Origin of the sequence: Paenibacillus prosopidis (assembly GCF_003337375.1) — a bacterium.
Taxonomy (GTDB): domain Bacteria; phylum Bacillota; class Bacilli; order Paenibacillales; family Paenibacillaceae; genus Pristimantibacillus; species Pristimantibacillus prosopidis.
On the sequence record NZ_QPJD01000005.1, the window covers coordinates 163531 to 176222 of the forward strand.

Sequence of the window (12692 nt, forward strand, 5' to 3'; positions counted from 1 at the left end):
CTGTTAAGCTCCTTGCTGGGATAAGGCCATTTGCCGGTACAGCTTACTATAACCAAGCAGCTCCCGATGTGTGCCAACCGCTGTGATTTGACCGTCCTCAAGCACGATAATCCGATCCGCATGTTCCACAGATGCTATTCGCTGTCCAATAATGAGACAGGTGCTGCTCTTCATAATCGTTTCCAATGATTTTCGGATGAGCAAATCCGTATTCAAGTCTACTGCGCTCGTGCAATCGTCCAGAATGACGATTTTCGGCTTTAGCAATAACGTTCGCGCAATCGATAATCGCTGCTTCTGGCCTCCCGACAAATTAACGCCGCGCTGACCGAGAACGGTATCGTAGCCATTTTCCAGCTTCATGATGAAGCCATGCGCTTGCGCAGCTTTCGCCGCCGCCTCGATATCAGCCTCTGTCGCATCCGGCTTTCCGTAACAAATGTTGTCTCTAATCGTGCCGCTGAACAAAAGCGATTGCTGAAGCACCATACCGACCCCGCTGTAAAGCTCGCGAGGATCAAACTCGTTTACCGGTTGAGAGTCAATTCGAACAGTTCCTGCAGATACCTCATAAAATCTTGGAATCAAGCTGACCAGCGTGGATTTCCCCGCACCATTCACGCCGACGATACCAATCGTTTCGCCCGGCTCCGCCGTGAAATGAATATCGCGCAGTACTGCCTTCTCCAAATCTCCATCATAGCTAAAGCTGACATGCTCGAATTGTAATCGGCCTTCACGAATCGTTGGCGTACACTTGTTCGTTAACGATGGCACGAGTTTATCCGCTTGCGTTTCCAATACTTCATTAATCCGGTCTGCAGAAGCCTTGGCACGGGATATCGTCATTAATTGATTGCCAAGACCCAAGGTTGAGAACAGCAGCTGTGTGATATAGGTAAGAAATGCTGCGAGACTGCCGACTGATAAGGAGTCCTGCTCAGAGAGCATCCCCCCGTACCATAGAGCAGCGACAATACTGAAATTAAGAATGATCGACATAAGCGGCGTATTAAGCGCCACAATCTTTGCTGCCTTAAGGCTGGCTTGCATCAGATTCGTGTTTGATTGATTAAAGCGTTCTTCCTCATAGTCAGATCGAACGAAAGCTTTTACAACGCGAATACCCGACAGGTTTTCCTGCATGACGGTATTCACTTGGTCGAGCCGATTCTGCATTTTGGAGTACAGAGGTATCGTAAAGCGAGTCGTAATAACGAGAAATGCAATCAGCAGAGGAATCATAGCTAACAAAATAATGGACAAACGAGGACTAATTGAGAAGGCCATGACCAAGCTTCCGATAATGATGAACGTGTCACGCGCAAAAATACGCAATATCAGCAGCACTAAGCTTTGAATTTGCATAATATCGCCAGTAAGCCTTGTGACAATTGAGCCTGAACCAAACCGGTCAAGCGACCTAAGAGATAGGGATTGAATTTTTTGAAAAAGCTCCTGCCTGAGGTCCGCCCCAAAGCTTTGCGAGGCAATCGTTGCGAACACCGTGCAGGAAGCACCCGCGATCAAACCAATAAGTGCAGCGAGCAGCATCATTGGCGCTGTATTCGCAATGTGACCGAGATCACCCTTCATGATTCCGTCATTCACGATACCGGCCATGAATCTCGGCTGCAGCAGATCCATACAAACTTCAAGCAGCATAAACAGTGGTGCCAGCACGGCCGACAACCAATACTTCTTTAAAAATCTAGTAAGCGTAAGCAAATAAACACCTCAATTACTTCTAATTTTGTCTGGACTGCACGTCCGAATACTAGAAAGGAAGGGCAGCCCTTCAGGCACCCTCATGTAGGGTAATTATAACATGTCGGTCATGCGTTTTACTGCACCTAATCCAACCTAGCCCTTGTTCACTGAGCTCCATATCATAGTTCCTTTTAAACTAAAAAAAACCACCCCCGCATCAGCTGACGAACACGGAAGTGGCATTAAAATTCAAATCATCGATAGCCCCGAAGTTCCGGACATTGATCACAGCACTCACAATGGAGCTCCTTGCAGTTTTTACGAAAATGGCATGTACGGTTATCCTTGTCGCTGAATAAACGGTAAGCATTTGGATGACGTCCGGATTCCCGTTCAGGAGTGATTCCGATTAATACATCATTCTCCAAATTCTGAGCACCGATTTCACGATAAATATCACTCAACGGCGGTGGAGTCTGATTATTAAATAGAGCTTCCATGGCTCTACGTTCCTCATTGCTTAGAAAGATCTCCTTTTTTCCTCGGGAAGTGGGTATGCTCATATAATAAATATGCACAATCATTTTGAGAATCAAGGCTGAAACTAACATGACTGTCCCTGATTTCCAAGAATCCGTTAAGGACAATACGAGAACGGAGAAAAGGATGGCCGGGAATATAAACAGGAAGTTAAAAACCTGCAATAAAAACCTCCATATATAATCCATTAAAAACTCCTTTAGATAAGTAATCACCTCATTCATTTATATGCCGCAGCAGGTTATCCACATTTCAGTTAAAGTTTCTCTTTTGAGCTTTTGAACTTATGTTTCCTCTACAGATCCCGCTCCAGCAAATATCTCGCCGTGAATTGGTCGGTTATGAGGACGTTCGTATAGCCGCCGCGAAGCGCGCCATAAATGCCGTCCACTTTCTTGGCCCCGCCTGCGACGAGAATCGATTGCTCCTTCCGCTTCAGCTCTTCGAGATTGATGCCGATCGTACGCTGGTTCAACTCCTCCGAACAAATGACTCCAGCGTTATCGATGTACCGGGAACAAATATCGCCAGCTGCCTTCGCACGAATAATATCCAAATCCGAATCAGTAAAATAGTTCGCTCTAATTAACACCGAATCATCGGTAGGCGCACCTACGGTTACGATTGCGATATTGGATTGCTTACCCAGTTCCAAAATGTTGCGGATATGACGGTCCGACTCAATCGTCTGCTTAACGACCGGATGATCGACGAGTGCAGGCAAAGGAATGAAGTAGGGAACGGTATGAAATGCTTTGCCGAAAAGATGAACAATTTCATAGGCGTACGTATTCGTCTCCGAATGGCTGACCCCGCCGTTTAATTGAACCACCTTCACGTCACGCACATGCTTGTCATTTAATTGTAAGGCCATTTGATACAGGGTTGTCCCCCAAGTCGTGGCGATGATATCTCCGTTCTTCACGGTGTCGTATAAATAGTTCGCAGCAGCTTTACCTATATATTTTTTTACCGTATTGTCCTCAAATTGGGGTACCGAGACGATGACCGCTTTTTTTAGTCTGAACTTTGACTCAATCCGTTCTGCGAGAGCATGATTGTTCTCGTGAGGATGGACGATTTTGATCTGGACATAGCCTTCATCCTTCGCCTGCTGAAGAAACCTTGAAATGGTAGGCCGCGACACGCCAAGCTTTTGCGCAATTTCTTCTTGATTAAAATTCAATTCGTAATATAACCGTGCTGCATCTATCATTTTACACAGCTTTTCGTCCGCTCTCTCATCAGCCAACTACACTCAACTCTTTCTATATATGACTACGAAAAAATTGCTATCATTCGGTAAATCTCATTATCACCACACACTATATCAAACGGTTATTAAAAAAACAACGCTTTCCGCATCGCAGCGATCGTACAAACAAAAGCATCCCCTTCCACTCGTTTCGATGTGGAAGGGGATCTTTTTTAAAAAATTCTATTTATTACTTTGAATTCTAATACTGGCTAGCAGCAAGATCCACTTGAACAAGCAGCGGATCATGATCGCTGACGCGCCCTTGTGATGCGTCAAAGTCGGCATTAATGTGAACGATGTCAAGGCTCGAGTATTTCGCCAGCTTCTTATCCACCAGTATATGATCCAAAGTCTGCGAATTCCCTTGATAAATGTAGGAATAGCGCTCCTTCTCCGGCAATGCATCCACTAAGTTCGTTAGCCTGTTGCCTTTCGTAAGCTCTAGTGTCTTCGAAAATTGGAAGTCATTCAAATCACCGAGCAAAATGACGTTTGCTTTCGCATTTTTTTCATAAATCGATTGTACAAAGCTGTTAACGACCTTAGCAATTTTATGCCTTTGCATCTCACTGCCTAAAATTTCCGGCAACGGCTGCACAGCTCCAAAAGGCGCTTCGTCGCCACCTTTGGAATTAAAGTGGTTAGCGATCACAATAACCTTCTCGCCTTGAAATTCAAATTCAGCCGCAAGCGGCTTTCGCGAATCCTCGAACGCTACGTTCGTCGGATCGATTCTTCCCGGATTGTGAGACAACCCTTCCGCCCCGTAACTAACAGCCGTCGTTGCGTCACCTTTCCCAAGTGTCTTTTCTACCAATGTTACGCGGTCATGGTTGTAAAGGTATCCGACTCGGATATTGCCGCCAAGTGCTCCGCCATCTTCGTTATTCATAGGCGCTATATCGGTGTAGCTATATGCGGGTCCGCCGTTTGCCGAGATGGCTGCAATTAGCGCCTCGAAGCTTGCACTCGCATCCGTAGTACCGTCATTCTTCGTACCGTTGTTATCCTGTACTTCGATAAGCGCGACGATATCAGGACTTTTCAAGTTCGTTACAATTGATTTAGCAATGTTATTTTTGCGAGTGGTTTCCGCTCTGCTTGGATTGTTCCAGAAATTTTCAATATTGAACGAAGCGACAGTCAGCTTATCATCGCTAGCTTCTAGAGAAGTAACTTCTCTCGAGATCGTGCTAGCTGTTATTTCAGGCAAGCTCTCCGGAATGACTTTATAATTGCTAAAATCATAAGACATAACGCCAATAATCGAATCGTTGAACTTATCGCCTGTTTTAACTTTTTGGGCCGGCTCTTTTGCAATGAGAATACGTTGCGGATTCAGGCCTTTCCCCGTCAATATAATGCCGCCGGATGGTGTCATAACGGTTGAAGCAGGCTGTTCTCCCAGCACAACTGGCGTTTCGTAGTTGAATGGGCCTACGATGCGGGCATCATTCAACTGGACACGCATGCCTTCCAGGCTCTCATAAAAATCCAATGCATCCTTTTTAGGATCAAACTTTCTCATGCCGTCATTATCAATGGTGATAGTAGGCTGAATGCGGTCTGCGCCAATGATAACCGGCAAAGGCAAATCATTGCCGTTCGAAAGAACCGATATTGCTGAAACGGTGATTTGTGTCGTCGTCAAGTCCTTCGCATCAGCATAGCCTTCTTCTTTTACCTCAAGTACTGTACCTGTCAGTGTAACCTTATCTCCTACATTCAAAGAGACAGATACTTTCGGCTCGATTAGAATAGCCTCTGATGTGGAATCAATCTCATCCGAGTCCACATCTGCCCCCTGAAGGAACCATTTGCCGTCGCTTCTTTTCATTGTAATAATGCCTTCTACCCCCGTTACAATATGGCCGGCATATGGAGATAGATGTGTTGCAGCTTGGATATCATGTATTTTTAAATTATCGTACGTTTTTTGTAGGGTATACGAGAAAGTGAACACTTCGCTTGTTACATCGCCTGCAACGACAATCGCTTTGATGATTGTATCCGTCTCAATCGTTATTGCTGTTTGATATTCATTTGCTTCAACTGCCGTTGGCTCGCTGCCATCTGTCGTATAATAAATCTTCCCTCCCTCTGCAGGAGTATTTAACGTTACAGCCGTTCCCGCTTGAACAAGTCCGCTCGGTGAAGGACTTGCTATGACAGAAACGACTTTCTTGATAACGTCGGAAGAAGAGCGAGGAACTAGCATGTAATTATTAAAAGCATACGTAACAACGCCATTTATGCGCTCGTACTTTTCTCCTGACTCGAGATAAGGGGATTTAATAATAAAAGTGCCTTTATCGTCCGTAACCGTGAATTCATTGAACGCATTTGCTGCGCCCGCCGTCACGTTTTCCACCGAAACGAATTCCGCTTCAACGCTCTCACCCATTCCGGTCGATTGGATAAGCTGGCTTACAGGAACTCCCGCATTATCTTCCGTAATTGTGACGTTACTAGTTTCCACTAGAAGCTGCGCCAATCCGAAATACTGCTTCACCGTTCCTGAAGCTTTAATTTTATCTCCGGTTTCTGCCGTTAATCCAGGACCTCGTACAACGATGCCCGCTGTTTCATCCTGAACGTACAAATTGACCTGTCCGCCCGTCACTTCTTTGTAAGTAACTGTTCCCTCGATAAGTGAGTTCGTATTATCTGCCAAAATACGTGCTTCTGCTATAGATGTAACACCGCTTATCGTATAGCTATAAGTAACCGTCGAGCTGTCAGCCATGCCCTCTTTGGCGGCGTAAGTCTCAATCGTTGCGGCTTGATTAATCGTAATTGGAGTACTATACAGAACGTATTCATCAGAAGGACTAGCCGCATTTACTCTGTAGTAAATACTTGCTCCCGGAGTCGGAGACATCAATGTTACTTGATCGCCTTGCGCTACGATCCCCGAGCCCGGCTGTGCTTGTACGTTCTCTACCACACTACCGTAAGCCGAGTTGCGCGGTGACGGAGTACCCGTCGTAAAATCAACGCTGTTGTCATCCGTATCCTGATCTCTACTTGTTTCTGCAATATTCGACGGCTTTCGGATAGCCGCTGTAACATTGGTAAGCAGTGTGCCGGTAGGACCAGTACCCTCGAATTCATTAGCCGAGCCGTAACCAACCAAATCAATGGCGGCACCATCGCTACCCACTAGCTTTACCTTGCCGCTTGCTCCCGCCATGCTTAGAGTTCCCGTGGCATCCGGACTTGGCAAGTTGGGAACAGTTGTATCGGTTCCGGAAGCCTGCTGGGTCAAATAATATTTACCTGGCCCTATCTTCCCTGATAAAGGCATAAGGTTGTTTCCAGAAGTCGGCCAAGCTCCCGTTGCCGAAGCATAAATCAACTTCATCCCGTCTAAGGTAATCTCTTCATCCGTCGGATTATATAGCTCAATGAAATCTTGTTTAAAGGACGCCCCAGTACCATTACCTCCGCCGCCATACACTTGCGAAATGACGACATGCCCAGCCCCCGCTGCATTAATCGGCTGACCGAGGCTCCCCAAAGAACCACTAATTAAAATAAGCGCTGCCAACATCATGCAGGTATGTCTCTGTATGCGTCTCATCAAATACTGCATTTTATTTTCTCTCCTCTCGCAATCCGGAAATAGTAAAAAATAGAAACCCATGCCTTTAATAGAGTAGTGAAATAATGTCATCAGAGCATCAAAAAGAAATTAAGTTCTAGTAAACATGAACATTTGTTCACGCATGCAACGAAAATCCCCTTACTACAAACCATGCACGCCATCCGGTAAGAAGACTGTTTGCATTATCTCAGTAAGGGGATTCTTCAGCTTTGGGCCCAAGCCGTTTGAGCCATTTATTTAATGTCATGTAAACTAACATAAAACTTATTGATTAGTAGATATCACTCACCGAATAATATCTACGTCACATATTCCATGAATTTCAGTGCAATTTACGCGTGTTTCATCTCTTCTACTGTTACCGCAGGAGCCTTCTCGCCTTTTTGCAGCTGATACATTTTATAGTATCTGCCTTCAATCGCCATCAGCGTATCATGCGTACCGCGCTCGACTATTTCGCCGCGATGGAGGACGAGAATGAGATCCGCTTCACGAATCGTAGACAACCTATGCGCAATGACCAGCGTCGTACGGCCTTCGCTGACGACTCGCAGCGCTTGTTGTATGAGTCCTTCCGTTTCGCTGTCAATGCTCGCTGTCGCCTCATCCAGTATAAGAATCGATGGATCAAACGCCAGCGCCCTGGCAAATGAAATGAGCTGCCGTTGGCCTGAAGACAACGTGCTTCCCCGCTCCACTACCTGCTCGTCATAACCGCCCGGCAGCTGCTCGATGAACGGCGCCGCGCCGACGTCCTTCAGCACGCTTTTTACGCGATCGATCGAGATGTCCTTATTATAGAGGCTTACATTGAATTTAATATCTCCGGCAAATAAATACGGATCCTGCAATACAATGCCCATATGCTTGCGCAGCGCCTGTTTGGACAGCCCGGAGATATCCTGACCGTCAATCGAGATCGTACCTTTGTCCGGTTCATAGAAGCCAAGCAGAAGATTCATGATCGAGCTCTTCCCTGAACCTGTGTGGCCGACTAACGCGACCGTCTCTCCTCGGCGGGCCTCGAACGAAATACCCTTCAGCACATTTTCTCCTGTTTTATATGCAAACGTGACGTTATCAAATTTCACTATACCTTCCGGACGCTTTACCTGATCGGCCTGCTCGACCTCCATGCCCTCCAAATCCAAAATCGCAAACACCTTCTCAGCGGAAACAAACGCTCTCTGCGCATTCGTCAGCTGATCGAAAATGCCGATAATCGGCTGGAAGATACGACCCAAATAATCGATAAAAGCGAAAAACACACCGAACAAAATAACGCCCTCCAGCGAAGCCCGGCCAAAATACCATATAACAAGAGCTGTCACCAGGCTGCCGATCGTCCCGACGATATTACGGGAGGATAAAGAGAACACTCTAAATTGTTTAATTTGATTCACATAACGGTCCTCATTCAACACCTCAAACTCGTCAACCGTCAGCTTCTCCCGGCGGAAAGCCTGAATAATCGGCATGACGGCAATCGATTCATTTATCATCGCGTTCATATCGCTTAGACGGGCGCGCATAACCGTGATATACCCCTTGGAGTATTTTAAATGAATAACCATAATCAGTGCGAAAATCGGAGGAAGAAGCAAGCAGAACAAAGCCAGCCGCACATCCAAAATAAACAACGCCGTAAAAATACCGACAAGCTGTACAAAGCTCACGACGAAGGTTGCCATAAAGCTCATAAACAAATCCCGGACAGCCTCCGTATCGTTAGCTATTCTCGATACGATTTGCCCAATCGGGGTATTGTCAAAATAACGCAGCGGAATCCGCTGAATATGCCGCATCAAGTCCATCCGCATGTTTTTAATGATCTGCAGAGCGGTAGACTGCAGCAAGTAGGATTGCGTAAAATTCCCTATACTCGCAACAAGCAGCAGCCCCATATAAAGGGCTATCAACCAAAGCACAGGCACCAGTTCCCCTGTGTCGGCAGCCAAATGCTTATCTATAATCGTTTTGATAATAAAAGGTCCGCCCAGCTCAGCGCCTACCGCACAGCAAAGAATAAGCAGCGCGCCGATAATTCTAAACTTATAGACGAGAGCATATGCGAATAGTCTTCCCGCCGTCGATTGCTTTGGCATTTTAGAGCCTCCTCATTCTTCCAAACTCGCTTCCATCTGCTGCCGCTCCCATTGTTCCTTGTACCAGCCGCCGAACAGCATCAGCTCGTCATGCGTGCCTTCTTCTATAATTCGTCCATCGTTCAATACGATAATCCAGTCCGCATGGCTGACCGCGGAGAGACGGTGCGTCGATATCAGAGTCGTCTTACCCGCACGCTCGAGCCGGATGTGATGAAGAATGCGGCTTTCGGTTCGTGCATCGACAGCTGATAAGGAATCGTCAAGCAGCAGAATTTCCGAATCTATAAGAAGCGCCCTTGCAATGGCCAGACGCTGCTTCTGCCCGCCCGAGAGCATGACGCCGTTTTCCCCCACAATCGTCTCCAGCCCTTCTGGCATTTGCGCAATATCCTCGGTAAAAGAAGCCATTTGTATCGCTCTTGCGATTTCCTCCGGCGATGCATCCGGCTTACCAAGCGCGATATTATCCCGTATTGATTTGGATAAAAGCAAATGCTCCTGCGGCACGTAGGCAATCCAACGCTTCATCTGATCTACAGCAATTCGTTCGACTGGAACGCCGGCTATCATCAGCTTCTCCCGGTCAACCGGATATTGGCGAAGCAGCTGCTTGAGCAGCGTACTCTTACCGCTTCCCGTTTTCCCTACAATGCCAAGCGTTTGCCCCCGCTCCAAACGGAAGGAAACATGATCAAGACTAGGATGACTGGCCGTCGGATAAGTAAACGTTAATTGTTTCATTTCAATAGATGTTGGAACTTCAATGGCTATCGGCTTATCGGCATCCTGCAAATCCGGCTTTTGCGTCAATGCCGTATCCAGACGGTCGGCCGAGGCGCTTCCGCGCTGCAGCACATTAATAAACTCGCCGAAAGAAATCATTGGCCATATCAGCATGCCCAAATAAATGTTGAAAGAGATAAGCTGACCTAACGAAATTTCATCTTGAAAAACAAGATAAGAGCCATACCCAATGCCAATGGAGTAGCTTACTCCGACGATCGAGGAAATAAGCGGCTGAAAAAGTGCGTTCAGTATCGATACCCGCTTGTTCTTGTCCATAACCTCCGAGGTCACCTTATCGAACGCTTCTAAATCATTGTTCTCCTGCACATAGGAACGTATGACTCGGATACCCGATATAGACTCAAGCGCGTGGTCGTTCATTTTTCCGAAGGACGCTTGGGCATCGAGGAAACGGGTTCTTACTTTTTTGCCCAGCTTGTTTATCACTACTGCAAGAAGAGGCAGCGGAATTAACGCCGCTATCATTAATTTATAGCTGACCAGCGAGATCATCATCACGACGACAACCGAAGCTCCAACGAGCGTATTAACGAGCGTCATGACGCCGTAACCAGCGGTTTGTCCAATCGCTAATATATCATTGGTAGCTAATGCCATCAGCTGTCCCGTACTGTTGCGCTGGAAGAAAGCCGGCTTCATCTTCGTCAAATGAGCTAGCAGCCTTCCTCTTAGCAGCTTCTCTATAAGTGCGGAATTACCGAACAACGTTGTTATCCATATATAAACCAGCACGTATAGAAGTAAGGAAAGCCCGATAAGAAGCAGTACCGTCTGCGTTAATCCGGAGGCCGTCAGCTGCCCGTCCTTAATATTGTCGACCGTTTTACCGATTAAATTCGGCGGTATCGTCGACAGCAGGCTGACAAGCGACATTAACCCGACGGCAATCGCATAGCTGCCCCATCTATCTTTGAAAAACCATCTCAAGCGTGTTACAAAAGACATGATATTCTCCCTCTCTCCCTTATTTCGGTACACACAAATATGATTTTACAGTTTCTTCCGTTCCAAGTCTACGACAGTCTTTGGGCTATTTATTTATAACCTTAAAAATAACTATTTACAAGTTATAACAACTTGCAGTAAGATGAAAATATAACCATTAATAAATGTTTATACAGGTTATAAAATAACTGAGAGGGATGAGTTGCAATGAACATTCAGAAGCTCCCATGGGCAGGTATTCGTTTGATATCCGGAACAACTGCAATAGTTATCGATCCGTTGTTTAATTTCCCATCCAAATTTGGCCAGCCTCACGATTCGCTCTATCCGTTGGATGAATTCGGGGCAGTGGATGCAGTCCTAATTACGCATCAACACGGCGATCACTTTGACCCTGAAGCTATCGCGACTTATTATGGAGAAGATATTCCTGTATACGTTCCTGCGGAAGCTCTTCATCTCACCAGCTCTGGCAAATTGAAAGACATTCGTGGGGTTTTCCCTGAAGATTCGTTCCAGGTAGGGGCGTTTACCGTCACAGCTGCCCAATCCGTCGATGGGGTAGGAGATCCTCAAGTGGCCTGGATTGTAGAGGATGGGGAGAAAAAAGTTATTCATTGCGGAGACACCTTATGGCACGGTTACTGGTGGAAATTTGCCAAGACATTCGGTCCTTTCGACGCGGCGTGCTTGCCGGTAAACGGAGCTGTCATCGAACTTCCAGGGCTCACCCCGAGCGGGCAACCGATTTGTCTGACACCCGAACAAGCGGTATCGGCCGCAAATATTTTGGGGGCGAACACACTTATTCCTATTCATTACGGAACTATCCATCACCCCCCCGTCTACCAGCAGGCGCCAAACCTTCTCGATCGCTTAAGAACTGCCGCCAAAAATACAATGAAATTGGCAATATTAGATGTAAAGGATACGATTACACTATGATTTAATCCTTTTATCCCAACCAGAATTACAGGAGATGGTTAATGATGGATCACTCTCTCTTTTTACTAGGGGGAAGCATATGGCTGAACTTGGTCAATACCCGCTTCATTCACAATAAACAGCTTCAAGATGTTCTAATGGATCAAACAAACGCTCTCCATTGGTTAGAAACCAATCACCTGCTTCGGTTGCCTGACTCTCCGCCAGGTTCGGATTCGCTCAGCCAAATCTGCGCCGAACTCACATCCCTCCGAAGAATTTGCATGGAGGCGTTATCCAGTTTGGAACATCAAGCCAAGCTTTCAGAAGACGTATTTATCTCTCTTAAAGAACGAGCCGAACAATTATCCATAGTTACTGTTGTTACCAGTATAGAAGGGCAACCTTCCCTGAACTATGAAGGGAAAACCACTGTCGATCAAGTGCTATATCGAGTAATACGCTCTATCTTCGATACATTAGACACCTATCCTACAGACCGAATTCGGAAGTGCGAACATGAAGAATGCATCCTACATTTCTTAGATACATCGAAGAGTGGCAAGAGACGATGGTGCAGCATGGAAATTTGCGGCAACCGCCACAAAGCGGCTGAATTTTATGCAAAGAAAAGAATGCGGAACCTTGCACCCATGCCTACGGATAAAGCTTGATTTTAAATCGGTTTTATCAATAAGCGTATTATCTAATTTAAACTTATGTTTTGTTCTTAATAACGAATATGGTATCATTTACTTACTTGAATCCGTACTGGGAAGCACTGCGATCAATA

General features: G+C 46.2%; 8 protein-coding genes. 2 read left to right on the forward strand and 6 right to left on the reverse strand.

Going from position 1 to position 12692, the window contains the following annotated elements; genetic code table 11:
- Nucleotides 1-3: 3 nt before the first annotated feature.
- The 6 genes from DFP97_RS09255 to DFP97_RS09280 form a co-directional block, all read right to left on the reverse strand.
- Nucleotides 4-1728, reverse strand: a complete 1725-nt coding sequence (locus DFP97_RS09255) for an ABC transporter ATP-binding protein (protein ID WP_114379715.1) — start codon at nt 1726-1728, stop codon at nt 4-6.
- Between the two features lie 236 nt (nt 1729-1964).
- Nucleotides 1965-2474: a hypothetical protein gene (locus tag DFP97_RS09260; RefSeq protein ID WP_147275037.1), complete on the reverse strand. Its 510-nt coding sequence runs from the start codon at nt 2472-2474 to the stop codon at nt 1965-1967.
- A gap of 71 nt (nt 2475-2545) precedes the next feature.
- Nucleotides 2546-3466, reverse strand: coding sequence for a DNA-binding transcriptional repressor DeoR (locus tag DFP97_RS09265; RefSeq protein ID WP_114379921.1), 921 nt, complete (start codon nt 3464-3466; stop codon nt 2546-2548).
- A 241-nt stretch (nt 3467-3707) separates the two neighbouring features.
- Complete coding sequence (locus tag DFP97_RS09270) at nt 3708-7103, reverse strand: chitobiase/beta-hexosaminidase C-terminal domain-containing protein (RefSeq protein ID WP_181873429.1); 3396 nt, start codon at nt 7101-7103, stop codon at nt 3708-3710.
- Nucleotides 7104-7447: 344 nt separating this feature from the next.
- On the reverse strand, nt 7448-9220 hold the full coding sequence (locus DFP97_RS09275) for an ABC transporter ATP-binding protein (RefSeq protein WP_114379718.1): 1773 nt from the start codon (nt 9218-9220) through the stop codon (nt 7448-7450).
- Nucleotides 9221-9232: 12 nt separating this feature from the next.
- Nucleotides 9233-10975 carry an ABC transporter ATP-binding protein gene (locus DFP97_RS09280; protein ID WP_114379719.1) on the reverse strand — a complete coding sequence of 581 codons (1743 nt, stop codon included), beginning with the start codon at nt 10973-10975 and terminating at the stop codon, nt 9233-9235.
- A 207-nt stretch (nt 10976-11182) separates the two neighbouring features.
- Here DFP97_RS09280 and DFP97_RS09285 point away from each other — a divergent pair, with 207 nt between their 5' ends.
- Together DFP97_RS09285 and DFP97_RS31415 are read left to right on the forward strand one after the other, a co-directional pair.
- The gene (locus DFP97_RS09285; RefSeq protein ID WP_114379720.1) at nt 11183-11920 is read left to right on the forward strand and encodes an MBL fold metallo-hydrolase; all 738 of its coding nucleotides are present in this window, start codon (nt 11183-11185) and stop codon (nt 11918-11920) included.
- A 41-nt stretch (nt 11921-11961) separates the two neighbouring features.
- On the forward strand, nt 11962-12573 hold the full coding sequence (locus tag DFP97_RS31415) for a CGNR zinc finger domain-containing protein (protein WP_245976037.1): 612 nt from the start codon (nt 11962-11964) through the stop codon (nt 12571-12573).
- The last annotated feature ends 119 nt before the right edge of the window (nt 12574-12692 follow it).